18 protein-coding genes and 1 other annotated feature are annotated in these 26,002 nt (G+C 30.2%); of the genes, 4 read left to right on the forward strand and 14 right to left on the reverse strand.

Annotation, left to right across the window (positions count from 1 at the left end; all coding sequences use genetic code 11):
• From L1S49_RS10730 to L1S49_RS10770, 9 genes are all read right to left on the reverse strand, one after another.
• On the reverse strand, positions 1 to 526 hold a 526-nt coding region (locus tag L1S49_RS10730), incomplete at its 3' end, for a sulfide/dihydroorotate dehydrogenase-like FAD/NAD-binding protein (RefSeq protein ID WP_238904292.1).
• Positions 527 to 559: 33 nt separating this feature from the next.
• Complete coding sequence (locus tag L1S49_RS10735) at positions 560 to 1,633, reverse strand: 2,3-butanediol dehydrogenase (protein WP_238904294.1); 1,074 nt, start codon at positions 1,631 to 1,633, stop codon at positions 560 to 562.
• 158 nt (positions 1,634 to 1,791) lie between these two features.
• Entirely contained in the window at positions 1,792 to 3,723 is a 1,932-nt protein-coding gene (locus tag L1S49_RS10740; RefSeq protein WP_238904296.1) for a sigma-54-dependent Fis family transcriptional regulator, read from the reverse strand.
• Positions 3,724 to 3,757: 34 nt separating this feature from the next.
• Positions 3,758 to 5,701 carry an endonuclease MutS2 gene (locus L1S49_RS10745; RefSeq protein WP_238904299.1) on the reverse strand — a complete coding sequence of 648 codons (1,944 nt, stop codon included), beginning with the start codon at positions 5,699 to 5,701 and terminating at the stop codon, positions 3,758 to 3,760.
• A gap of 365 nt (positions 5,702 to 6,066) precedes the next feature.
• Positions 6,067 to 7,104: a low-specificity L-threonine aldolase gene (ltaE, locus tag L1S49_RS10750; RefSeq protein WP_238904301.1), complete on the reverse strand. Its 1,038-nt coding sequence runs from the start codon at positions 7,102 to 7,104 to the stop codon at positions 6,067 to 6,069.
• Positions 7,105 to 7,140: 36 nt separating this feature from the next.
• The gene (locus L1S49_RS10755; RefSeq protein WP_238904303.1) at positions 7,141 to 8,103 is read right to left on the reverse strand and encodes an AEC family transporter; all 963 of its coding nucleotides are present in this window, start codon (positions 8,101 to 8,103) and stop codon (positions 7,141 to 7,143) included.
• A gap of 220 nt (positions 8,104 to 8,323) precedes the next feature.
• The gene (locus tag L1S49_RS10760; RefSeq protein ID WP_238904305.1) at positions 8,324 to 9,388 is read right to left on the reverse strand and encodes a hypothetical protein; all 1,065 of its coding nucleotides are present in this window, start codon (positions 9,386 to 9,388) and stop codon (positions 8,324 to 8,326) included.
• A 2-nt stretch (positions 9,389 to 9,390) separates the two neighbouring features.
• Positions 9,391 to 10,092: an RNA polymerase sigma-I factor gene (gene sigI, locus L1S49_RS10765; protein WP_238904307.1), complete on the reverse strand. Its 702-nt coding sequence runs from the start codon at positions 10,090 to 10,092 to the stop codon at positions 9,391 to 9,393.
• A 203-nt stretch (positions 10,093 to 10,295) separates the two neighbouring features.
• Entirely contained in the window at positions 10,296 to 16,454 is a 6,159-nt protein-coding gene (locus tag L1S49_RS10770; protein ID WP_238904310.1) for a SpaA isopeptide-forming pilin-related protein, read from the reverse strand.
• A gap of 363 nt (positions 16,455 to 16,817) precedes the next feature.
• Here L1S49_RS10770 and rsgA point away from each other — a divergent pair, with 363 nt between their 5' ends.
• Entirely contained in the window at positions 16,818 to 17,885 is a 1,068-nt protein-coding gene (gene rsgA / locus L1S49_RS10775; RefSeq protein WP_238904312.1) for a ribosome small subunit-dependent GTPase A, read from the forward strand.
• A 63-nt stretch (positions 17,886 to 17,948) separates the two neighbouring features.
• Here rsgA and L1S49_RS10780 read toward each other — a convergent pair whose 3' ends face one another.
• Both L1S49_RS10780 and L1S49_RS10785 read right to left on the reverse strand, forming a co-directional pair.
• Positions 17,949 to 18,905, reverse strand: a complete 957-nt coding sequence (locus tag L1S49_RS10780; RefSeq protein ID WP_073021051.1) for a metallophosphoesterase — start codon at positions 18,903 to 18,905, stop codon at positions 17,949 to 17,951.
• 144 nt (positions 18,906 to 19,049) lie between these two features.
• Positions 19,050 to 19,604, reverse strand: a complete 555-nt coding sequence (locus L1S49_RS10785; RefSeq protein WP_238904314.1) for a rubrerythrin family protein — start codon at positions 19,602 to 19,604, stop codon at positions 19,050 to 19,052.
• 178 nt (positions 19,605 to 19,782) lie between these two features.
• Here L1S49_RS10785 and L1S49_RS10790 point away from each other — a divergent pair, with 178 nt between their 5' ends.
• Together L1S49_RS10790 and L1S49_RS10795 are read left to right on the forward strand one after the other, a co-directional pair.
• Positions 19,783 to 20,208, forward strand: coding sequence for a Fur family transcriptional regulator (locus tag L1S49_RS10790; protein ID WP_238904316.1), 426 nt, complete (start codon positions 19,783 to 19,785; stop codon positions 20,206 to 20,208).
• Positions 20,209 to 20,430: 222 nt separating this feature from the next.
• Positions 20,431 to 20,907: a DNA starvation/stationary phase protection protein gene (locus tag L1S49_RS10795; protein ID WP_073021055.1), complete on the forward strand. Its 477-nt coding sequence runs from the start codon at positions 20,431 to 20,433 to the stop codon at positions 20,905 to 20,907.
• A gap of 260 nt (positions 20,908 to 21,167) precedes the next feature.
• On the opposite strand, the gene tyrS is transcribed toward L1S49_RS10795, so the two are convergent.
• The 3 genes from tyrS to L1S49_RS23240 form a co-directional block, all read right to left on the reverse strand.
• On the reverse strand, positions 21,168 to 22,361 hold the full coding sequence (gene tyrS, locus L1S49_RS10800) for a tyrosine--tRNA ligase (RefSeq protein ID WP_238904318.1): 1,194 nt from the start codon (positions 22,359 to 22,361) through the stop codon (positions 21,168 to 21,170).
• Positions 22,362 to 22,544: 183 nt separating this feature from the next.
• Positions 22,545 to 22,804, reverse strand: a binding site (T-box leader).
• Between the two features lie 29 nt (positions 22,805 to 22,833).
• Entirely contained in the window at positions 22,834 to 24,720 is a 1,887-nt protein-coding gene (gene abc-f, locus L1S49_RS10805; RefSeq protein ID WP_238904320.1) for a ribosomal protection-like ABC-F family protein, read from the reverse strand.
• A gap of 183 nt (positions 24,721 to 24,903) precedes the next feature.
• The gene (locus L1S49_RS23240; protein ID WP_275299576.1) at positions 24,904 to 25,035 is read right to left on the reverse strand and encodes a hypothetical protein; all 132 of its coding nucleotides are present in this window, start codon (positions 25,033 to 25,035) and stop codon (positions 24,904 to 24,906) included.
• 129 nt (positions 25,036 to 25,164) lie between these two features.
• Between L1S49_RS23240 and L1S49_RS10810 the strand changes: the two genes are divergently transcribed.
• Positions 25,165 to 25,920 (forward strand): TSUP family transporter, encoded by a 756-nt coding sequence (locus L1S49_RS10810; RefSeq protein WP_238904322.1) that lies wholly within the window; start codon positions 25,165 to 25,167, stop codon positions 25,918 to 25,920.
• The last annotated feature ends 82 nt before the right edge of the window (positions 25,921 to 26,002 follow it).

Raw genomic sequence — 26,002 nt, forward strand, 5'->3', positions numbered from 1 at the left:
CTGTTACTAATCCTTTATGTCCATAGGAACCGTCGTCTGTTGCTATATATAGGTTTCCTGCTACTTCTCTCATCTCTTCTTCTAATATTAATATGTCTTTGCTTTTTGCCCCTACTATAACATCTACATTAATTCCTCTTGAATTTAGCCACTTAACTTGTGGATATACTGGTGCAGTTCCAACTCCACCTGCTATAAATACTATTTTCTTTTTCTTTAACTCATCTAAATCTTCATGTACCATTTCTGAAGGTACTCCAAGTGGGCCTACGAAGTCATGGAAGTAATCTCCTTCATTGTAAGTAGCCATTTTTTGTGTTGATCCACCTAAAGTTTGGAACACTATTGTTACTGTTCCAGCTTCAGCGTCATAATCGCATATGGTTAATGGAATTCTTTCACCTTTTTCATCCATCTTAACTATGATGAACTGTCCTGGATTTGATGATTTTGCTACTCTTGGTGCTTCTATATCCATTAGATAGATATTTTCATTTAGTTGTCTTTTTTTAACTATCTTGTACATTTTTCTCCTCCATATATTAATCCTTAGTTTTTATTATAAAAGTTCCTTCTCTGGGGTTACTAATATCTTTACGTGTTTCTTTTTCTCAGGTCCTGTTAATGCTCCAAATCCTTTTTCAACTATATCGTCAATGTATACCTTAGATGTTATATATCCTTCAGCTTTTATTCTTCCATCTTTCATTTGGGCCATTGTTGCAGGGAATTCATGTCTGTAAGCTAATGTTCCTACTATTTTCTTTTCAGTAAATACTAGCTTGTTAGGATTTATATTAACTTCACCTTCCCAAATACTTGTCACAACTAAAGTTCCTTCAAATTTAAGTGAGTCAAGGCCTGTATCTAAACCTATCTTTGCTCCAGTTGTCTCAAATGCTACATCAACACCCAATCCACCTGTTAACTTTTTAACTTCTGTAGCTATGTCACATTCATTAGGATCTAATACATAATCAGCTCCAGCTCTTTTTGCATATTCTTGTCTTATAGACTTTCTTTGTAGAACTATTACTAAACTAGCTCCCGCTGCTTTCAAACACTCAATTGTTGCAAGACCTATTGGTCCTGAACCCAACACTAAGGCTGTGTTTCCAGTTACAAACTTAGCTATTCTTATCGAATGTAATGCTACTGCCATTGGCTCTACTAGCGCTGCTTGCTCGTATGACATTCCCTCTGGAATCTTGTGTATGTATTCTTGTGGAAAAACTGTATACTCTGCAAATCCCCCACCAGATCCACATAATCCATGAAAGCCTAATTTTTCACAAAGATTGTATTTACCTTCTTTGCAGGCTGGGCATTCCCCACAAACAACCATAGGCTCTACTATAACTCTATCGCCTTTTTTGAACTTACTAACACCTTCTCCAACCTCTACAACTTCTCCAGAAAACTCATGTCCTAATACAACTGGTGCCACATTTTTGCTTAAAGGATGAGGTTGTCCAACTGGTATAAAAATTGGTCCTCCTAAATATTCATGAAGATCTGACCCACATATGCCACACCATTTTACTTTAACTTTTACTGTTCCCTCTAAAACCTTTGGTTCTTCAATCTCTTCAACTCTAACATCTTTAACTCCATACCATAACGCTGCTTTCATAACTATTCCTCCTAATCGTTACTTTCTTAACATCAATGTTAATTTATTCACAAATATTAAAGCAACTATTATGCCAAAAGAAAAAGGACTTAAATTAAGCCCTTTTTATCTTCACATTCTCAAAATGAAACATTTATATCTGTCTCATTTTGAGATTACTATAAAATTTTCTCATTATGATACAGTGATATGTTATATTTTTTTATTTTTCTATAAATAGTTGCTCTGCTAATATTGAGAAGTAAGGCAGCTTTTACTATATTTCCTTCACAACTATATATAGCTTTTTCTATGTTTTCTCTTTCTAATTCCTGCATTGATATTACTTCTTCATCATTTGTAAGTAATTCCTTATCTAAACTTACTTCACAATCTTCTTTAGCATTTAGTTCATCTTCGCTTAAGTAATAGTCTCTTTCCACAACATTTCTAAGCTCTCTTACATTTCCGCTCCATTCCAACTGTTTAAGTTTCTCTATATAATCTGGAGTAACTATCTTATCAATAGAATTACTGCTATTCAATAGCTGGATAAAACTATTTACTAATGGCTCTATATCTTCTTTTCTTTCTCTCAGTGGAAGTGTTTTTATATTTATTACACTTAATCTATAATATAAATCTTCTCTAAAACTCTTTTTTCTTATCTCATCCTTAAGAACTCTATTAGTAGCACCTATAACTCTAACATTTAATTGTTTTTCATAAGTTGCTCCTATTCTAGTAATTTTATTATTATCCAATACCCTTAAAAGCTTGCTTTGTATGTCTAAAGGTAGTTCTCCTATCTCATCTAAAAAAATTGTTCCTCCATCAGCTAGTTCAAACTTTCCTGGGTTACCTTCTTTATTGGCTCCAGTAAAAGCCCCTCTCTCATATCCAAAGAATTCACTTTCCACGAGTTCTCTCGGAATAGAGGCACAATTTATTGCTACAAAAGGTTTATTAGATCTTTTACTGAAGTTATGAATAGCCTGTGCTATAACTTCCTTACCAGTGCCACTCTCTCCTTCAATTAAAATATTGCAATCACTACTTGAAGCTTTTCTTGCCATATTTATAACACTTTTCATCTTAGAGTTATTAGTTATAAAATCTTCAAAGGTATAGGTCGCTTTATAACCTACAATTTTCCCTACAAGTTTATGAACATGTTTAGCTTCTCTAAGACTAATAACTATACCATTAACTTCTTCATTTGTTTTTATTGGTACAACATTTATTATGCATTTTATAATTTTAGATTTTATATAAAAGTCACAATCTATATTATTATGTCCTTTAGTATTAATTATTTCTTCAAGATCTATGTTTCTTATTACACTCTTTATATTTAAGTCTAGAGCTTCTTCTCTAGATAATCTTAAAACTTCACTTGCTCTATTATTTATTCTTTGTATTTTTAAATCTCTATCCAATGAAATAAGTCCTTCAAACACAGAATCAAAAGTTGTATTTAAAAGATTATAGGAGTTAGTTAAGGCTACTTGTTTCTCTATAGCCTGAGCAGCTGAAATAACCATAGCTAATGTATGCAAATGAGCATCTGACCTATTTCCAGACATATTAATACAGCCAACTAAGTTGCCATTTTCATCATTTATAGGAGCTGCAGAGCAAGTCCATGAATGTTGACTCTTTCCATAGTGCTCTGCTCCAATAGTTTGTAATGGCTTATTTAAATACATAGCTGTTCCTATAGCATTAGTTCCAACCACCTTTTCAGTCCATAATGCACCCTTTACAAAATTTAGCTCATCTGCTCTTTTCATTATATCCTTATCTCCGATTATATGAATTATATATCCATCTCTATCTGTAAGCATTATGGCAAAACCTGTTCCTTTAACAATATTATAGAGACTTTTCATTATTGGAATTGCTACAGATATTAATGTTTCATTTTCTTTTGCTTTTACTTCAACATCTATTTTATATCTGTTACTTCCTCTTCCGCTATTATAATCAACCCCATAGGTTTTGCATCTAACCCAAGATTCAGAAATTTCTTTTCTCACTTGCGGCTCAACATAATCATTCTCTACAAAGTTTTTCCATGCATTCTCTATAAAATTTATATAATCTCCCATACAAATCAGCTCCTAAAACCAAAAATATCAAGTTTTATTTATCCTCTATATTAATTATCATACCATCAACATGTCTCTTGTTCATAACTTTATTCTTTTTTCTATTTTCTTTGCTTTCAAAAATAATATCAAAGTCATAATCCTCAGGATACAATTCTTCTTTATCTATATAAAGAGATAATCTTTTCTTATTAACTCTTATTTTTTTCCTCATAACCATAACTCCGTACTCACCTTTAGAGTTTTCAGCTTCGCATATAACCCCTGTTCTATTCATAAAGGTTATAAATACAGAATCTCCAATATTAAATAGGGGTTCCTTTGACTTATCTTTTAGCTGATTATTTTTCTTTTCTAAAATCTTTATCTTTTCTATTTTTTCTTCATTAATCTTAGTTTCTTCAAGCTTATTAGTATTTACTATTTTATATTGAGAGTAATCCACTTTTTCCTTATAAGCTATCTCATGGGCTTTTTCAATTAATTTCTTTTCCATCCCAAGTCTTAGTGCAATTAAAAAAGCGTTACTTTCACCAGGTTTTCCTATATTAAGTTTATATAATGGTTTAAGTGTTTCTATATCAAATTCCATAGAGCCATTAATAAAACCTTCGTGTTTTTCTGCAAAATTTTTAATTTCATTATAGTGAGTTGTGGCGCATATAGTTGCCCCTTTATCGTATAGCTCTTCAAGTACTGAAATAGCAATCCCCATACCTTCTCCTGGGTCTGTTCCTGATCCTATTTCATCTAAAATAACCAAGGTATATTTATCTGCATTATCTAAAATATTAATTATATTTTTTATATGAGAAGAGAAGGTACTTAGGTTTTGTTCTATACTCTGACCATCTCCTATATCTACTAATATATCGCCAAATATACCTATTTCACTTCCTTCATCTACCGGAACATGAAGAGCTGATTGAGCCATCATTGTTATTAACCCTAAAGTCTTTAGTGCAACTGTTTTTCCTCCAGTATTAGGTCCAGTTATAATTACTCCTTTATAATCTTTTCCTATTTCAAAATCTAATGGTACTGCTGATTGACCTATTAATGGATGTTTTCCTTTAATAATATTTGTATAATTTTTAGTATTAAAACTAACCGCTCTCCCATCAACAGCTTTGCTATATTTTCCTTTGGCAAATATAAAATCATAGTTACTCATTATCTCTATATTTATATTTAGCTCTCTTTTATAATCACAAACTAGATTAGTTAAGGTCGATAATATTCTATATACTTCCTTCTCCTCTTCAAATCTATAGCTTTCTAATTCATCTTGAGCCTTTTTAACTTCCACTGGCTCTATAAATGTGGTTGAACCAGTATTTGATTTATCATGGATACTTCCTTCTATATCTTTTCTATAACTGCTTTTTACAGGAATTACATACCTTCCATTTCTTTGGCTTATTACTGAATCCTGAATATAGGTTTTATATTTTTCATTTCTAAGCACAGCTTCTAGCTTAACCTTTATTTTATCTTCAAGAGCATATATCTTTCTTCTTATTTTCCATAAAGCAGAGGTTGCTCTATCATCTACAGCTCCTCTAACTATACATTTTTCAATTTCTTCTCTTACATCCTCCATTTCATATGCTGAATGGATATAACTGCTTATAGTAGGTGCATAATACTGTTTGTCTTCCATAAACCTCTTCATCTTTTTTATCTCTTTTAGAAGTCCACAAAGTGTTTCTAAATCTTCTGGAGATAGTATTATTCCCTTATCTAATTTTTCCTTTATTCCATTTATGCCTGCCAAACTATGAAGTGGTATGCTGGAGCTTATATTTACTACATTTCTCGCTTCAGTAGTTTCCTTCATATCCATCTCTATTTTGTTTTTGTCTATTGAAGGTTCTAGTTTTTCTATATTGTTTTTTGCAATTTCTGATAAGGCATATCCTTTTAATATATCTTTTATTTTGTTGTATTCTAATAATTCTGTGGTTTTATTATTCAACTTTAATTCCTCCATTATTTTTATTTAGAGGATTTTAAAGACTCTTCACTTAATTAAAGCTACTCAATATTAATTTTGTGTAATAAAAAAACTGTAGGCAAACAGAGTTCACCTACAGTACAAATACAATTTAAGTAATAAAATTTTTTTACAAGAAAAAATCCTATTTACCTTAAGGAGTTGTGAACAGTTTTTACTAAGTGTAAGCCTAAAAAATCCATCAACAAATAAACCTATAAAAGGTTTGATTTTTAAGACTTATTATTTAATTACTTAGTTTAAAACTACCTCACTCACAAATATACTCCCTTTCTTATTTAAGATAATTACATACTATCATTAGTTTTTAACTTTTTCAATACTCTTTATTTTAATATTGACTTCATTACCTCAACTACATAGTCTATATCTTCCTTGTTAACCCAATAGTGAGTTGCAAATCTCATTTTGCCGACCTCTGGTCCATTTATTTTTATTCCTTTTTCACTAAAGATATTAACCATTTCTTCTGAAGATAGCGGACAGTTTTCTATTTTAAAGAATACTAGATTAATATCAAGATTCTCTCTATCAACCTTTATGTTTGGAATTTCTTCTAGTCTTTGAGCTAAATATTTTACATTATCATGATCTTCCTTTAATCTTTTAGTCATGTCTTTTAAGGCTATAAGTCCAGCTGCTCCTAAGAAACCAGCTTGTCTCATTCCTCCACCTAAAAGCTTTCTTTTCTTTCTTGCTTTATCTATAAATTCTTTACTTCCTGCAAGCATTGATCCTATAGGTGCACAAAGACCTTTTGATAAACAGAACATCACTGAATCACAATATTTTGTAATTTCTTTAACATCAACTTCTAAAGAAATAGCTGCATTAAATAATCTAGCTCCATCTATATGAAGATTTATATTTCTATCCTTAGCTATTTCATAAACTTCTTTTACGTAGTCTAAAGGTAAAACAGCTCCGTTAGAATAAGCATTTTCAATACATATCAAAGAAGTTCCTGGGAAATGTATATCCTCATCCTCAGTTCTTATAATTGACCTTACCTTATCTAAATTAAGTTGTCCTCTAACTGTTTCTAAGGCTCTAAGTTGAACTCCAGCAATAACCGCAGATCCCCCAACTTCATGAGCTACTATATGACAATCATCCCCAAGTATAACCTCATCTCCTCTTTTACAGTGAGTAAATAAAGCTAACTGATTTCCAAAAGTTCCACTAGGTACAAATAAAGCAGCTTCTTTTCCTACTAACTTAGCTGCATATTCTTCAAGTTCATTTATAGTTGGATCATCTCCGTATACATCATCACCTACCATAGCTTTAAACATAGCTTCTCTCATTTCTTGTGTAGGTTGTGTTACCGTATCACTTCTTAAATCTATAATCTTATCTTTCATAATATCACCCCATAAAATTATATCATATTAACTTATTTATACTGGAAAAATAATTCTAGAAATATATACAACTAAAACCAAAGTAACAGCACTACTTAAAGTTGCCACCATAACTGCCTGAGATGCAAAATCAGGGTGATTTTTTCTCTCCACAGCTATAAGTGCAGTATTAACCGCTGTAGGTAATGCTGATGAGATCATTAAGGTTTGAGCTGCAACTCCTGTAATATTAATAAACTTTAATATTATTAAAGCAATTATAGGACCTCCTATAAGTCTTACACAGCTTGAAATATAAACTTCTTTATTATTAAATGCGAATTTAGTCTTTGCAAGCTGCGCACCTAAAGTTATAAGCGCTATAGATATAAGCCCTTCTTTTAAATAATTAAAAGCTGGCCACAAAGGAAATTTTTCTAAATTATATGGCATAAGCTTTAACAGAAAAGCTGTGGGTATAGCATATATTGCTGGCATCCTAAATATACTTTTAACAGAATCCTTCCAATGCATACTTCCTTTCCCTGCATTATAAAAACCTAATGTATTGGTAGATATATTTTGTACTATTAGCACTACTATTTGAGTTGTTAATGCCGCTGTTAAATAAGGTGTCTGTCCATCTACTATAAACGGTGCACTGCTAAACACTAAAGTAATTAGAGGAATTCCTATATTTCCTGAATTATAGAATATTATAGAATTTATAAATGCATTTTTAAAACCTTCATCATATTTTCTTATTTTAGCTACTAATGATGATACTATGGAATTAAATACAGCTAAAATTATTACAAATAGAAGAACTCTCCCCATATTATCAGGCATTTTAGTACTATATATCTGTGTAAAAATAAAAAAAGGCATGTACAAATATATATTTATTTTACTAAGTGTATTAATGTCAAAGTTAAACTTCTTGCTTAATATATAACCTAAGATTATTAGAAAAAATATTGGTATTATGTTATTAGATAAGATATAAAGAAATATACTCATTAGTCTCCCCCTTAATATAAATAGCTTTCATTAAATCCCCTTATTACAAGTCATTTTTATTAATTATACACCAAATTGTATCTTTGATAATTTTCTTAATATGAAAATAGCCTCAAGATAACTTTTTATGTTTATCTTGAGGCTATAAATTTTATAGATTTTTATTAATGTTTGGAAATATATCTTCTTTTCTTAGTAAAAATCATCATTAAGCCAGAAACTATTTTTTATTAGATTTATTATTATTTCCCTTTTCATTAGCTTTTTCATTTTTATTCTGAGAATTATTACTTTTTTCTTGTGAATTTAATTTAGCATTTTCAGACTGTTGTTGACCTTTTTGGCTATTATCACTTGGAGAATTGTTAGTTTTGCCCTTTACTTCAGTAGTCTTTTCAGGTGCTATTTTCTCTTCGCTCTTATTTATAGACTTGGCTTCAACTTTCTCTTCAGTTAATACCTCATTAGAAGATTGTTCTGTCTCCTCCTGCAATACATTATCTTCAATATTGCTATCTTTATCTTTTTTTGCCTCTTTTTTCATTTCTTTAGCTTCAGCTCTATCTTCAGCTCTTTTAGCATTTAACACCTTCATTATTTCTCTCACTGGTTTACTTGCATATTCATCAGCATCAACTTCTAAATCAGCTGCTTTTAGCTTTTCTATTAATAACATCTTCCCTGGAGATATTCCTAATCGTTCTGCTTCTTTATGTCTCTCTGTATTTATATTTTCAGCTATGATCTCAGTATCTTCTAGATTTTGATTTTCAAGTTCAGATTTTACAGCTTCTTCGGCAGATTGTAGAATATCTTCTCCTTTAGCTTCATCATCAGTTGAAACAGTTACAGCTACTGCATTATCTAAGCTTTCATCAAGATATCCTTCAGTCTTAGCTTCCTCAATTAAATTTTGTAATGCATCTTCAACTTTCTGCCCCTCAAGTGTTAAACCCTCACTTAATTTCTCACCATCTTCATTTAATGGATTAACATCAATAACTGTTCCAAAAGAATTAGTTGCTAACTCCACACTAGGGTTTATGTCAAGTGATACATATGCGTTAGGTAGTGCATATGCATTATAACCAAATATCCCTAATGTCGCAGCTATCATCAACGCAGATACTTTAAAAACTAATCCCTTGTTTAATCTCAAAAACATAGACCCCTCATATTCAGTTCCAACTATTATGTCATTTTTATCTTTTACTTTGTAAAACTTACCTTGTTTATCCACCAAAACTGCATGCCCATCTTTTTTTTCTAAAACTATCCCTTTCATTCTCATTCCTCCAAACTTATATAATCTCTTAAGTATTCATAATCTCCAACAAGTATTATTAATACTGCTACTATATATCTTCGCGCTCTTTCTATTTTTTTTCGGGGTATATTCGTAACTTTTTCTAACTCTTTAATATTTAATGTTTTATTTCTAGTAAAACTTTTCATAACTAAAGTGTTTTTAATAGATTCCTTAATCAAGGTGTTATATAAAACCTTTGTTGACTTCCACTTAGGAGACACTTTAATTAAATCATCAAAGCTTATATCATACTCTAATAGCTCTTTTGAAAATTGTTCTATCTCTAATTTTCTTAAATAATCTATTCCTTCTTGCTTATAGTTTTCTAAAGAAACTTTATCTATATATTGAACTTTAACCTCATCTTCTAATTCCTCTAACCCGCTAAACTTAGCTTCTTTTTGCCTATTCTGTTTTCTATAATTATCAATTAATCTTAGCTTTATTAATCTTTGAGCGAAAGATAAGAAGTCCCCCCTGTCCACTTTATAACTCTGAATTGCCTCTGAAAAAGCCATCAGTGCTATACTATATTCTTCATCGTTATGATAATCTATGTACCGTCTAAGTATTTTACTGGTTGTAGATATAATAAATGGTCTATACTGATCAATAAATATGTTTATATCTTCATTATTATTTTTTATATCTATTATTTTATTATTAATACTTTTAATCACTTGAATATCCTCCTAAAAGATATGCTTAAATATATAGTTCGAGAAAATGAATATATTTTTTAAGGTATAAGGAAACTTTTTATTATTATTTAACTTAAAGTATATTTTTATCATTTTAATTAATCTGTTAATATAAACAATTAAGGAGTATCATGAGTTTAAAAATTAAACTACACAATACTCCTAGATCTTAATCCTTTATTTTAGTTGGTTTTTCTTCTCTTAATAAATATAAACACTAATCCTGTTAATATAGAAAAAATGCCTATATATATTAAAGTTGTAAGACTTATTGAGCCTCCTGTCTGTGGAAGATCTATTACAACTTTCTTTGTATTTGTTATACTATCTTTTAATATTACACCATCTTCTTTTATGCTAAATTCATGTTTATCCGTATTCAATACATATCCATCCGGCGCATTTGTTTCTACAAAATAGTACTCTCCATAGTTTAGTTTCTCAAACTTAACTTTTCCGTCTTCACCAGTTATTCCTTCAACTACTTTCGTACCATCTTTTGTGTAGATAGTAATCGTTGCTCCTGGTACTGGTGCTGAAGTTGAGATATCTGTTTTAGATATTTCTATTCCTCCAGTTATCATTGTATTGGTTAATGTCGCTTTTAATATAGCTCCATCTTCTTTTATGCTAAACTCATGCTTATCTGGGTTTAATAAATATCCTTCTGGTGCATTTGTTTCTACGAAATAATAATCTCCGTAGTTTAGCTTTTCAAACTTAACTTTTCCATCTTCTCCAGTTATAGCTTCAACTACCTTTTTACCATCTTTAGTGTAGATAGTAATAGTTGCTCCTGGTACTGGTGCTGAAGTTGAAATATCTGTCTTTGATATCTCTATTCCTCCAGTTATCATTGTATTAGTTAAACTTGCTTTTAGTATGGTTCCATCTTCTCTTATACTAAACTCATGTTTATCTGTATTTAGTAAATATCCCTCTGGGGCGTTTGTTTCTACAAAGTAGTAATCTCCATAGTTTAGTTTTTCAAACTTAACCTCTCCATCTTCTCCAGTTACGGCTTCAACTACCTTTGTGCCTTCCTTTGTATAGATAGTTATTGTTGCTCCTGATACTGGTGCTGAGGTTGAAATATCTGTCTTTGAGATTTCAATTCCTCCAGTTATCATGGTATTAGTTAAACTTGCTTTTAGTATAGCTCCATCTTCTTTTATGCTAAACTCATGCTTATCTGGGTTTAATAAATATCCTTCTGGTGCATTTGTTTCTACGAAATAATAATCTCCGTAGTTTAGTTTTTCAAATTTAACCTTTCCATCTTCTCCAGTTATAGCTTCAACTACCTTGTCCCCAGTTTTAGTATAGATAGTTATTGTAGCTCCTGGTACTGGTGCTGAAGTTGAAATATCTGTCTTTGATATCTCTATTCCTCCAGTTATCATTGTATTAGTTAAACTTGCTTTTAGTATGGTTCCATCTTCTCTTATACTAAACTCATGTTTATCTGTATTTAGTAAATATCCCTCTGGGGCATTTGTTTCTACGAAATAATAATCTCCATAGTTTAGTTTTTCGAATTTAACCTTTCCATCTTCTCCAGTTATAGCTTCAACTACCTTTTTACCATCTTTAGTGTAGATAGTTATTGTTGCTCCTGGTACTGGTGCTGAAGTTGAAATATCTGTCTTTGATATCTCTATTCCTCCAGTTATCATTGTATTAGTTAAACTTGCTTTTAGTACTACACCATCTTCCTTAATACTAAATTCATGCTTATCTGGATTTAGTAAATATCCTTCTGGTGCATTTGTTTCTACGAAATAATAATCTCCATAGTTTAGTTTTTCGAATTTAACCTTTCCATCTTCTCCAGTTATAGCTTCAACTACCTTTGTACCATCTTTTGTATAGATAGTTATTGTTGCTCCTGGTACTGGAGCTGAAGTTGATATATCTGTTTTAGATATTTCTATTCCTCCAGTTATCATTGTATTGGTTAATGTCGCTTTTAATATAGCTCCATCTTCTTTTATGCTAAACTCATGCTTATCTGGGTTTAATAAATATCCTTCTGGTGCATTTGTTTCTACGAAATAATAATCTCCATAGTTTAGTTTTTCGAATTTAACCTTTCCATCTTCTCCAGTTATAGCTTCAACTACCTTTGTACCATCTTTTGTGTAGATAGTAATAGTTGCTCCTGGTACTGGTGCTGAAGTTGAGATATCGCTCTTAGAGATTTCTATTCCTCCAGTTATAAGTTTATTTATAACTACATTTGCAGCAACCCCACTTATAAATGTTGGTATCACAGTAACACCCTCTTCTGTTATATTTACACTAAGAACTTCTTTAGATAAATTATATCCTTCTGGTGCTTTTGTCTCTTTTATCTTGTACTTTCCGTATTTGATGCTATTAAATCTAACTTTTCCATTTTCATCACTAGTTGAGGTTATATTACCTAATAAGTTTGTAACTGGTGTAATGCCATCTTCCTTGTAAAGTGTGAATTCTGCCCCTTTAAGAGCTTCTTTATCTAACAAGTCACCCTTTTTTGTAAATTCTATATTCCCTCTTATTTTAATGTTTTTAAGCTTATCTCCACTTTCAGGTTTAACAGTTTTTCCGTTATCATCTTTCCCTATAACTGCTGTTAAAACTTCCGTAGATATTTTATATCCTGTTGGAGCATTTATTTCTATTATTTTATAGCTTCCATATTCAATGTTCTTAAATTGAACTTTTCCATCATCTCCACTAGTTGAAGTTATGGCTTCTCCATTAGAATTTTTAACTGGAGTTATTCCATCATTTTGATAAAGTCCAAATACTGCTCCTTTAAGTTTACTGCTATCAGAATCTTCACCAACCTTTGTAAATTCTATATTCCCCTTTATTTTTCTGTTAGTAAATCTTATTATTTGTGGAGCTAAAACTGTACTATCTGATTCAATTTTAAATGCATGGTATGAGTTATCTAATATATAATTATCTGGTTTTGCAACTTCTCTATAGTAATAATCCCCATACACCAAATTATCAAACTGAACTTCCCCATTGCCGCCTGTTATTCCCATATTTATTTTCTTTTTATTGTTATCATAGATTTCTATTGTTACCCCTTTTATTCTATCTTCATTCTCTTCATCAGTTTTAATTATTTTTAGTGAGCCTTTAATTTTAGAATTATATACATTGTATGGATTAGCATAAACAACTTGTCCGTTTGCAGTTAAACTTGTTAAATCTACTGATATGTCACCTTTATAAAGGCTATATGGTGAGGGTACAAATATTTCCTTAATTTTATATTTTCCATAAGGTATATTAGTGAATAATACTATCCCATCTTTTTTACTAGTTGATGTTATATTATTACCATTAGAATCCTTAAATGGAGTTGTTCCATCCTCTTTATAAAGTTGAAATACTGCTCCCTCAATATCTTCTTCAACCCCTGCTTTGTGAAGTTGAATACTTCCTCTTAATATTTCATCTTTATAGTTATAAGTTACTATTTTCTTACTATTGTCACTACTTGAGAACTTAAGCACTCCATCAACACTATCATAAGATGTTCCTTGATTTAAACTTGGCCTTATTTGGAATTTATATACATCGCTGTTAAGCGTGTATCCTGTTGGTGCTGTTATTTCTTTAATTGAATAATTTCTTTCATATTTAAGCTTATCAAATAAAGCAACTCCATCATCTCCTGTAGCTGATGAAACAGCCTTAACATTTCCGTATTGATCTATAAGCTGGAATATAGCGCCTTTTAATGGTTTAGAATCTCCATCAGTTTTTATAATCCTAATTCCAGTTGTGTCTCCTGTGGCACTACCTCCTCCATCTGAAAACCAAACTCCATTTTGAGTAGTACCATCTTCATCGCTTACTCCAGTAGCCTTAAAATTAACTGTATTTGTGTAATTACCTGTCTTAGATACATTTGTTCTAAACTTAAGAATAAATGCTCCAGAACCTGAATTTTGAGGAAATGTAAAATCAAATTTCCTAGTATTTATATCATACTTTACATTTTCTCCTGTAAGGATTACTTTCTCACCTTGAACAAGAGTTCCATCAAAGTTTACAGAAGCTTTGTATAGTTCAACTGTATCTGTATCTAGCGAAAGTCCATCTTGTAGAATATCAGTTATAGTCGCTCCAGACATAGGAACATTCCAATTTGGATTAGTTTTTATTGTCCAATCAATATATGCATTCCCACTAGCGTAACTAGAAGTCTTACTAACTATGTCATTACTAATAGTTTGACTTCCTGTACCGTCATTATCTCCATTTGTTGGTATCTCATTTCCAGTAATACTTGCTGTATTTTCTACTGGTCTGTTTCCACTAGTATTAAATATGCTTAAATCTATAATCTTAGTTTTAAATGTTATTGTATATGTCTTATTTATAGTGCCATTAAAAGTATATTTCAATATTCTTGTAGATGCTATATTACTATCACTATTAAAAGATCCTGCTGTACTATCATCTATAGTCGCTGAACCAGCCACATAATCATGTCCATTCGGAATTGCATCTGTAACAATAGCATTAGTTATTGGCATTTTATTTCTATTAACAACTATTTTCCACGTTACTTCTCTTGTAGCGTAATTATAGCTTACTCCTTCTTTTCTAATTATCTCGCTGTCTACCTTCTGATAACCTGTAGTATTTTGATTTATATTAGGTGCAGTTAAATTAACTATATTTTTATAGTTTTCGCTATGGTTTGCTCTATAATGAGTAGGGTTTATTACTTGAGTTTTAAATGTTATTACATACTTTTTATTAAAAGCGTTATTAAACTTATAAACAACTTGACTACTGGATAGGTTAATAAAAGATCCATTACTTCCATCATCTATAGTGGCAGAACCTTCTATATAACTCTGATTTGCTTCAATATTATCTGTAACTACTGCTCCTGCTCCTACATTTGTTTCATTACTATTTACAATAACCTGCCAAGTAATTATTCCTGTAGCTGCATCATAGCCTGCTCCATTTTTCTGAATAATATTAGGTGTAATCCCAACCCAATCATTTGAAGAGGTACCTTCTTTCACACCTTCTCCAGATAAAACAGCCTTATTATTATAGTTCACTGGATTATTAGAGTTATAAACATTTATATCAACATCAGTTGTAAAAGTTATAACCTTTTTATCAGTTATATTTCCTAAGTTAATATCAAGAATACTATCAGTTTGGTAATTTACAAACTGATATTGATATTGATTAGGCTGAAGAATATTGCCATTAACTTTTAAACTTCCTTCTACTAACTTTAATCCCTTAGGAAGAGTATCTTTTATAGTTGCATTATTAATTGTTCTACCACTTTCATTTACTGTGATTGTCCAGTCTATCTTCTTATTAATATCTTGTTGCTTTTTTCCACCCTTACTAATTAAATTTATAGGAACAGTAACCGATGCATTATTTGACGTTACGCTCTTAGGGTTACCATCATCTTTATAATTTAAAGTAGCTTTATTCCTATACGTGTAATCTCCTTGATCCTTAGTAGCTAAATCATCATGTATACTAGTCTTAAATGTTATGGTTTGTTGCTTAGTTATATCTCCCAGATTATAGGTGAATTTTCTAGTGGTTTCATCATAATTATAATTTGTATTACTTGCTGGCTGCCCATTTATTGTTACTGAATTTGCAATAAATTTTTGTCCTGCTTCTATAGTATCTTCTATACTAGCATCAGCAACATTAACATTCTCTTTGTTAACTACTATCTTCCATGTTATTTCATCAGTAGCCTTATTATATTCAACTGATTTTTGAATAGATGGATTTGGTTGTTCAAAATCAATATTAACTCTTACTGGCTCAGATTTGCCTGGGATATTAAATATAATCTCGACTGGATTATTAGTTCCTATCTCATCGGCTTTAAAATGGCAGTTTACATAGAAGTTACCTGTTACATTCGAATAATTATTTGCAAAATTAGTAAAAGTAAGCTTTACTAATCCATTTGTATTTATATTCATATCTGCAACTTTTCCATCTGCTGAATTTATAGCATGATTAATTGGGGCCACAATTTTAATTTCCTTTGGCAATTGAAGTGTGTAATAATCTCCTGGATTAACATCCTCACTATTAGGAATCATCCAACTATACTTAATAAAAATAGATGAATCTTTTTTTACATTTTCCCCCAATTCAGTATCATTATTATCCTTTTTGATCTCTACATTAGTAATCTGAAACTTAGATGTACCTGTAATATCTTCTCCTGTTTCGGCTAAAACACTAGCAGGTTGTATTATAAAAACAAGCTGCATAAACAATGTAAGTATAGCTGTAAACACTGAAAATTTTCTTTTTCTCATTTTTCCACTCCTTATTGAAATAAACTTAACTATGCAATCCCAATTTACATAGTTTGGTAATCTATATTATGTTTACTCAATAAGGTTTATTACATTAATTCTCATTTAATCAAAACTACGGAAAATCTATTTACCTTCTTGTGCATATTAAAATAAAATGCTATACTTATTAGGTATTAAACGAAAGGAGTGATGTTTTATGAGCAAATATATATCAGAAATATTGGTTTTTAATAACAATTACTCCGGAGTTAAATTCGCTTAGAATTCATTTTATTTAACGCTATTTACCCGAGAGTAATTTATTTGAACTACTCTCGGGTATTTTTATACCCAAATTTAATTAAATTGGAGGATTCAGCGTTGAATAATAATTTAGAAAAAATAGGTTTAAATCAAGAAATTTTAAATAATTTTGAGATTTATAAAGATGGTTATTTAGGAAGAGTCATAGCAGAGCATAAGGGATCTTATAAGGTTACTACTGATATAGATACATTAATTGCAAAGGTTCCTGGAAAACTTCTTTATAGCTCTCAAGGAAGAGAAAGTTACCCAGCAGTTGGCGATTGGGTTGTATTAGATAGAAATGATGGCTCTTCTGGTGATGCAATTATAAATAAAATACTTCCTAGGAAAAGTAAACTTTCTAGAAAAATTGCTGGAAACACTATTGAGGAGCAAATTATAGCAGTAAATATAGATACTATATTTATTTGTATGTCTTTAAATAGAGATTTTAACTTAAGAAGATTAGAAAGATATATAAGCATTTCTTGGGATAGTGGGGCTACCCCAGTAGTTATTCTGACTAAAGCAGATTTATGTGAAGACTTAGACGATAAATTATCTGAGGTTTATAATACTGCAATTGGTATAGAAGTTCTAGTAGTAAGTTCCCTTAAAGATGAAGGAATTGATAAGGTGAAGTCTATAATAACAAATGGTTCTACAATAGCATTTTTAGGTTCTTCTGGAGTTGGTAAATCAACTTTAATAAATAAATTATTAGAGGAAGATAAGCAATTAGTAAGTAATATTAGTGAATTTAATGATAAAGGAAGGCATACAACAACTCATAGAGAACTAATTCCTCTACCTTTTAATGGGGCTGTAATAGATACACCTGGTATGAGGGAACTTCAGCTTTTAGATAATTCGGATGGCATAGATGATTCCTTTTCTGATATTCAGGAACTTTCTAATAAGTGTAAGTTCTCAAATTGTAATCATAACACTGAACCCGGCTGCGCAGTAAAAGAAGCTATAGAAAATGGCACCTTATCCTTGGATCGTTTTAATAGTTACAAAAAGCTAAAAAAAGAAGCTTTATTTATGGAATCTAAGATAAATAAATCTCTTAAATCGGAAAAGAAAAAAGAATTTATTAAGATTAACAAATCTCAAAGAAAAAATAAAGATATATTTTAAAAATTAAGATAAAAAGTGGCTATTACAAATTCCTTTGTAATAGCCACTTAACCTATTAAGTTATTATTTTGAAATTTCCTTACTAAATATCCATTGTTTTTCTTTAAAATCTCTACCTTTAACAGTAACCTTATTTCCGTTAACCTCTACATATAATCCTTTAATATAAGGTTCATTTCTTCTTCCACCTTCACTATTTTCATCTGGAATTATTGTGTAATGAATTGCTCCAGTATGAATAGTTGTGAAAGGTTGATCTAAAACCACACTACTTTCAGTTAAATCTCTATGAGTATGTGAAGTAAACAGAATAACTTCAGGATACTTATCTAATATCTGTCTAACCTCATCAGCTTGATCTGAACCTACCCATCCACCATTTTTACCATTACTTAAATGTTGATGTAAAAATACAAATATAGGCTTACCCTTCTCATATTTCTCCGCTAATTTTTCTTTTAACCAATTTTGCTGCTCTGGAGAAATATAAGCTTTTACAGAATTTAAAGTTTCGGAATTCCCATCTTCTGATCCTAAAGATATAAAATGATAGTTATTTACCCAAGTATCATGATATACCTTATCTTCTCCTGAAAAGTCCAAATATTTACTTATGAAATCTTGAACATCTTCTGCTGAATTCTCCCCATGCTCATAATCAAAAAATTCATGGTTTCCTATATTTTTTATTATCTTGTCAGGAAGTAAATCTTTATTTTTATTAATTGTATCCTTCATAGACTTATATTGCACATCTAATCCTTGGTCCACACTATCTCCATTTAGTACAAGTGCATTAATACCAGGGTTTATTGTATACATGTCATTAATGGCCTTCTGGAAACTATCTACATTTTCATGTACATCTCCAAAAACCCCAAAAGAAAGATCTACATCTGGAATCTCAGCAGTTTTTACATCTTTATTAACAGGACCATTTTGGTTTTTAATAACTAAGCTAGCAATAATCCCTACAACAAATATCACAGCTATAATAATTAACACTCTAAATCTCTTCATATATAAATCACCTCTAAAACAATTTAAACTTATATAAATTATACCATATAATTCCTAGTAAAATGGTCATGTTTTATTCATTTTAAAAAAAATTGCTAATACTCTTAAGTATTAGCAATTTTTTTTGTTTTTATATATAAAATTTTAGAATGCTTTAAATCTATCTTTACTTACTCCGCAAACTGGGCATTTTTCAACGTTATCACCTATTTCAGTAAATCCACAAACAGGACAAATATATATAGTATCTGCTTCAATATCTTTTCCTTGTTTAGCTTTATCCTGAGCTTTTTGAAATAAGTCAGCATGGATTTTTTCTGCTTCTAAAGCATAATGAAATGCTCTTTGAGCATCTTTTTCATCTTGAAATTTAGCTGTTTCAAGATATACTGGATACATTTGTTCAACTTCATGAAGCTCTCCATCTATAGCCCCTTGAAGATTATCTACTATATTAGTTTCTCCAAATACAGCTCCTGCTGCTACAGTATTATCTCCAACTTGATTCTTAAGTACATTAAAATGGTTTTTTGCATGAGCCCATTCAGCATAAGCTACAGCTTTAAACAGTCTTGCTATGTTAGGATATCCATCCTTTTCAGCTGCATCGCCCCAAATTAGATATCTCATATGAGCCATACTTTCTCCACCATAAGCTGAACGTAAAAAATCTGCTGTCATCGCATTTTTTAATGCCATTGTAAACACATCCTCTCAAATAATCATTACTCCCCTATATTATGTACCTTATGAAGGATATTATACCTAAATATTCTACTAATATAAGTTTATTTCCATTCACATACTCAATAAAATCTGATAATATTATAATAAATATAAAATTGTAACGTTTATAACTATGAAGGAGGTTTTATATATGTTAAACATAGATAACGTTGAAAAATATTTAAGAGATAATGGAATAAGCCCCTCTTATCAAAGAAAGAGAATATTTGAATACCTTTATGAAAATAAAAACCATCCAAATGTGATACAGATATATGAAAACTTAGTGAAAGAGATTCCTACTTTATCAAAAACTACAGTTTACAACACTCTTAATTTATTTGTGGAGAAAAAAATAGCCGAAGTAATTACTGTAGAAGATAATGAAGTTCGCTATGATTTATTTAATCCTAATATTCATGGTCATTTCAAGTGCGAGAACTGTAATGAAGTATATGATATAGATATTGATTTTAACAATCTTGCCATTAAGGATTTAGAAGGCTTTGAAATAAAGGAACAATACTTTAACTTTAAAGGTATTTGTAAAAAATGTAGAGACTTAAATAAAGAATAGTATTATCTTTTTTAGGGTATGTTAAGCACTGTAAAGTAAAGTTTTACGGTGCTTTTTATTTATCACATTGCTGAGAAGCTTCTAAAAGCTTAATTAAACTTTTAGTTATAATTTCTTAATAGTCATTATTGACAAGACTCGTCAATGATGTTATTATAATATTGTAATCATTACAAAGCTTAAATGATTATAAAATTTATTTATTATTTGGAGGGATTATTTATGAGTAAAAATTTTATAGGTTTAGAAAAAAAATCGTTAGAAAATGTAGTAAAGGAACTTAATGTTTATTTAGCAAATTTAAATACACTATACACAAAAATACACAATCTTCATTGGAATGTTGAAGGACCTGCCTTCTTCCAATTACATGCAAAATTTGAAGAATTCTATAATGGGATATCAGAGGATTTAGATGCTGTTGCAGAAAGAATATTAATATTAGGTTTTAGACCAGCTGCTTCTTTAAAAGAATATTTAGGTTTAACAACTGTTAAAGAATTAGATAGCAAGGGAATCTCTGGAGATGAATCAATTAATATACTTCAAGAAGATTTTACTTCAATGGTCGAACATTCAAGAAAAATACTTACTTTAGCTGAAGATGCTAAAGATCAAGGAACTATAGATCTTGTAGCTGGATTTATATCAAATTACGAAAAAGCTTTATGGATGATAAGCGCATATAAAGCTAAATAATTTAAAGGAAGTTTTTTACTTCCTTTATTTATTTTTAGGTATATAATTCTAAATACTTGTCCACAATTTCTAATGAGGTGATTGTGGTGAGTTTAAAAAATATTTATCTTAATGAAAATTTCTATATGACCTTGGCTTTTATATCATGGTTTGGTTTTATGTGTATTCAACTGGCTCCTTAGTGGGAGCTTTTTTCTTCTAACCAAAAACTCCATAAGCCTAATTTCTAAGCTCATGGAGTTTTAATACTGGTACATATTCTAATCCTCAATTATAATTTTTATAAATTTCTTTTTTCCTATTTGTATAATCATTTCTTCAACTAATTTAATATTTTCTAGTTCTAAGGTTCTAGTATCATTTATTTTTATTCCACCCTGTTCTATAAGTCTTCTAACTTCCTTTTTGCTTTGAACTAAAGAATGTTCAGTTAATATTTTCATTAAATCAAACCCACTTGAAGTTGCTTTTACAGTTAAAATATCATTAGGAATATTGCCTTTTTGAAAAATTTCAATAAATCTTTCTTCTGCTTCCTTAGCCTCTTCTTCTCCATGATAAAGTTTCACAATTTCTTTTGATAATTTCATTTTTATATTTCTTGGATTTTCACCATCATCTAAAGACTTTTTTATTAACTGTATATCATCTGGATGTACATCCGTTACTAACTCATAGTACTTAATTATTAGTTCGTCTGGTATAGACATTGCTTTTTCATACATTACTTTACTATGCTCATCTATTCCTATATAGTTACCAAGACTCTTACTCATCTTCTCAATTCCATCTAAACCCTCTAATAAAGGCATAAATATAGTTGTTTGAGAGTCCTGTTTATATTCTTTTTGCAAAGTTCTCCCCATAAGAAGGTTAAACCTCTGATCTGTGCCTCCAAGTTCAATGTCTGCCTTAATTTCCACCGAATCATAAGCCTGCATTAAAGGGTAAAAAAACTCATGAATCCCAATTGGTTCGTATTGTGTATATCTTTTCTTAAAATCCTCCCTTTCAAGCATTCTTGCTACAGTTGTGGTGGCAGCTAGTTTAATTACATCTTCAAAATTCAACTTAGATAACCACTCACTGTTGAACCTAAGCTCTGTTTTACTTTTATCAAGTACTTTAAAAATTTGTTTTTCATAGGTTTTAGCATTTTCTATTACCTGCTCTTTTGTAAGCTGTTTCCTTGTTTTAGATTTTCCAGTAGGATCTCCTATCATTCCAGTAAAATCTCCAATAATTATCACTGCCTTATGACCTAAATCTTGAAGTTGTTTTATTTTTCTCAATACTACGGTATGACCTAGATGAATATCTGGTGCACTAGGATCTAATCCTAGTTTTACAGTTAAGGCTTTTCCTGTTTCAAGTTTTTCCTTAAGTTCATCTTTACCTACAACCTCATCTACTCCTTTCATAATTATTTTTAGTTGTTCTTCAATGCTTTTCATTTAAATTTCCTCCTTTAAACTAATCTATATTCATACATATATAATTACTTAATTACCTATGTATCTACGTATCTACGTTCCTAATTACCTAATTACCTAATTATTTAATTAGATAATTAGGTAATTAGATAATTAGATAATTAAGTATGCAGTTTTTTTGCACAAAAAAACTCCCGTCCTTATAAAAAGGACGAGAGTAATAATCCCGTGTTACCACCTTAGTTCATCTATGCGTCACCACATAAACCTTATCAAGTACGCCAAAATCTTGGTTATACTCTAGCACTATAACGTGTGCAGGATGCGTCTTATTCCTACTAGTTGTTATCTTTCGGAATGCTGCTCAGAGATGTATTCAAATTAAAATCCTTTGCCCCTCTCACCTACCGGGAACTCTCTTTAAAGGTTATCCTAATCCTACTTATTCTCTTCAAAGCTTTTAACCATATATATTTTATATCATTCTAATTTATTAAATCTGCTCTGTCAAGTATAACCACTCTTCCATACAAAGTTCTAGTTCTACTTGTAAATCTTCTTTATTTTTGAAACATTTATTTATTTCTTCGTAGTTTCCTTGAATAGTCTCCATCAATTCGTCCAAGGCTTTTATTTCTTTTTCTATTTCTACTATTTTTTCCTCTAACTTATTTAATTTATAGCTGTTATTTTGAGTGTTATTAGCTTTAGTCTTTTGTTGTTTTTCTATCTTTAAAGGTTTTGTATCTATCTTGATTTCTTCTCTTTCATTTTTCTTAACCTTATAATAATCGTAATCTCCCAAATAGCTGTTAAATTTTCCACCCTCTAAAGCTACTATTCTACTGCTCATTTTATTAATAAAATATCTGTCATGAGATATAAAAAATATTGTTCCTTTAAACTCATCTAAGGTATCTTCCAAGGTTTCTATAGAATCAATATCTAAATGATTTGTAGGCTCATCTAATATTAATAAATTCGCCTCATGATATAAAAGCTTACTCAGTTTTAATCTAGTTCTCTCTCCACCAGACAATCCCTTAACCTTCTTAAATACTGTTTCTCCAAAAAACATATACTTTGATAAATACTCTCTAGCTTTTCCTTCTAATATTTCTATATCTTCTCTAAAACATTCTAATACAGTTAATTCCTCATTATTAAATATAATATTTTGAGGTAGATAGGCTAATTTTACATTAGCACCAATCTCAGAAACTCCACTATCTAAAGATTCTTCCTTTAATAAGGTCTTTAATAAAGTTGACTTTCCAGAACCATTTGCACCTATTAGTGCTACTCTTTCCTTAAATCTAACTAATAAATCACCTTCATCAAATAGAGTTTTATCCTCAAATCTTTTAGAAGCACCTCTAACTTTAATCACTTCCTGAGCTGACCTATCACCTTCAGTTAGGCTTATATGCATATTTACTTTTTCTGTTTTAGGTTTATCTACCTTATCTATTTTTTCTAATCTTTTTTGCATACTTGCAGCTCTTCTATAGAATTTTTCATTTCCAGAACGATTAGCCCAATCTCTTAAGGTCTTTATGGACTTCTCCATTGAGTTTATCTTTTTTTGTTGTACCTTATACAACTCATATTGCTGCAATAGATTATCTTCTTTTTCTTTAACATAAGCTGAATAGTTTCCTTTATAACTAGTGCTTATCAAATCCTCTATTTCTATAGTTTTTGTTATTACGTTGTCTAAAAAATATCTATCATGGGATACTATAATAACTGTTCCTTTATAATTTCTAAGATACTCTTCAAGCCATTCTAAGGATTCCATATCAAGATGATTAGTAGGCTCATCTAAAAGAAGAATATCTGGATTTTCTAGTAGTATCTTTCCAAGTACTACTGTAGTTTTCTCTCCACCACTTAATAAATCAAAGCTCCTATCTAAAAAACTATCCTTAAACTTAAGGCCTTCACAAACCTTACTAAGCTTCTCTTCCTTATCGTATCCTCCTAGAACTTCATAATTTTGCTGAAGTTCGCTATATTGACTTAATAACCTAGAAATATCTTCTCTTTCATCTGACATTTTATTTTCTAGCGACTTCATTTTCGTCTCAAGCTCTAATAATTCTTTAAATGCTATATTTAAAATTTCTCTTACTGTTGAACCTTCTTCAAACCCATGAATCTGTTCTAAATAGCCAATGGAAGCACCTCTCCTAATACTTATACTTCCATTATCAAGATCTTCACTTCCATAAATAAGTTTTAAAACAGTACTTTTTCCACATCCATTCCTTCCTACTATGCCTATCCTTTCACCTTTATTAACTTCAAAGGTTATATTTTTTAGAACTCTATTAGCTCCAAAATACTTTTCTACATTGTTTAATGATAATTCGATCATGTTAAAATCCTCCTTAATTTTAGGCAGGAATGTACTTGTGGAATTTTAAAGTATATTTTTAAATAGAGAAAAATCCGCACAAGTAAAACATTGCCCGGATAAGATAAAAAAACATATAAAAAAACCAGGCAAGGCCACACCCTACCTGGATACTATCTCTAAATAAAAAATATATCTGGTAAACTATGAATTACTCGCTTCTTGCATTGAATATCTAATTTTAGACGCACCTATCCCGTAAACTATAGAATTTGCTGAAATTCTAGTGGAAGTTGCTCTAACTTTTGACATTCTATCAATAAAGCAATTATTCATTTTCTACCCTCCTTAAATAATATATTTGGTTTAATTATAGTGTAAATATAAGTAAAAATCAATATTTAAATAAATTTCTGTGCTATCATAGTAATATTGACACATAAATCGCAGTATAGGAGGAGTATAATGAGCAGCACTTTAATATTTTTATGTATAGCAGGCTTTTTCGCCACTTTAGTAGATTCTATAGCTGGAGGTGGTGGACTTATAAGTCTTCCTGCATATATGCTTACAGGAATGCCTACATATTTAGCCTTAGGAACTAATAAATTTTCAGCATCTTGTGGTTCCTTTACTAGCTCTCTTAAATTTGCAAAATCTAAAATCTTAGACTTTAAAATTCTAAGAATTTTAGTACCTTTCACTTTTATAGGCGCTATATTAGGAGTTAATACAGTTTTAATTATTGATACAAAATATCTTAATGTCATTGTTCTTATATTATTATTATCTGTAGGTATTTATAGCCTATTTTCTAAAACTGCAGGAATGGAGGACAAGTTCCAAGGTCTTACTCACAAATCTATCTTTTGCGGAATAATATTAGCATTTTCATTAGGTTTTTATGATGGCTTTTTTGGTGCAGGAGTTGGATCATTTTTAATATTTGGACTTGTTAAAGTATTTTCTTTTAATTTTGTAAGAGCAAGTGCCAACTCTAAAATCTTAAATTTTACTAGCAATATAACATCATTAGTTATGTTTGCAATAAGAGGACAGATAGACTACAAACTTGGAATTCCTGTAGCTATATTTATGATATTAGGAGCCCAAGTAGGAACAAGAATGGCTTTGGATAAGGGTGTTAAACTAATAAAACCATTATTTGTAACCATGTCTTTAGGAGTGGCCTTAAAGATGCTTTATGAAATTGTTCTATAATTAGTATGAATAGAAACATAGATTAAAGAAAAAAATAGCTGAGAATAGATTAAATCTGTTCTTAGCTATTTTTTATTTCACA

Source organism: Clostridium sp. YIM B02506 (assembly GCF_022324845.1).
GTDB lineage: Bacteria > Bacillota > Clostridia > Clostridiales > Clostridiaceae > Clostridium_T > Clostridium_T intestinale.

What these genes read in the sequence shown, in the direction of transcription:
- L1S49_RS10770 (WP_238904310.1), bottom strand. Translation starts at nt 16,454, where the DNA reads ATGAGAAAAAGAAAATTTTCAGTGTTTACAGCTATACTTACATTGTTT.
- L1S49_RS10810 (WP_238904322.1), top strand. Translation starts at nt 25,165, where the DNA reads ATGAGCAGCACTTTAATATTTTTATGTATAGCAGGCTTTTTCGCCACT.
- tyrS (WP_238904318.1), bottom strand. Translation starts at nt 22,361, where the DNA reads ATGAAAAGCATTGAAGAACAACTAAAAATAATTATGAAAGGAGTAGAT.
- L1S49_RS10735 (WP_238904294.1), bottom strand. Translation starts at nt 1,633, where the DNA reads ATGAAAGCAGCGTTATGGTATGGAGTTAAAGATGTTAGAGTTGAAGAG.
- ltaE (WP_238904301.1), bottom strand. Translation starts at nt 7,104, where the DNA reads ATGAAAGATAAGATTATAGATTTAAGAAGTGATACGGTAACACAACCT.
- L1S49_RS10760 (WP_238904305.1), bottom strand. Translation starts at nt 9,388, where the DNA reads ATGAAAGGGATAGTTTTAGAAAAAAAAGATGGGCATGCAGTTTTGGTG.
- L1S49_RS10755 (WP_238904303.1), bottom strand. Translation starts at nt 8,103, where the DNA reads ATGAGTATATTTCTTTATATCTTATCTAATAACATAATACCAATATTT.
- L1S49_RS10740 (WP_238904296.1), bottom strand. Translation starts at nt 3,723, where the DNA reads ATGGGAGATTATATAAATTTTATAGAGAATGCATGGAAAAACTTTGTA.
- abc-f (WP_238904320.1), bottom strand. Translation starts at nt 24,720, where the DNA reads ATGATCGAATTATCATTAAACAATGTAGAAAAGTATTTTGGAGCTAAT.
- L1S49_RS10790 (WP_238904316.1), top strand. Translation starts at nt 19,783, where the DNA reads ATGTTAAACATAGATAACGTTGAAAAATATTTAAGAGATAATGGAATA.
- L1S49_RS10795 (WP_073021055.1), top strand. Translation starts at nt 20,431, where the DNA reads ATGAGTAAAAATTTTATAGGTTTAGAAAAAAAATCGTTAGAAAATGTA.
- L1S49_RS23240 (WP_275299576.1), bottom strand. Translation starts at nt 25,035, where the DNA reads ATGAATAATTGCTTTATTGATAGAATGTCAAAAGTTAGAGCAACTTCC.
- L1S49_RS10785 (WP_238904314.1), bottom strand. Translation starts at nt 19,604, where the DNA reads ATGGCATTAAAAAATGCGATGACAGCAGATTTTTTACGTTCAGCTTAT.
- L1S49_RS10780 (WP_073021051.1), bottom strand. Translation starts at nt 18,905, where the DNA reads ATGAAGAGATTTAGAGTGTTAATTATTATAGCTGTGATATTTGTTGTA.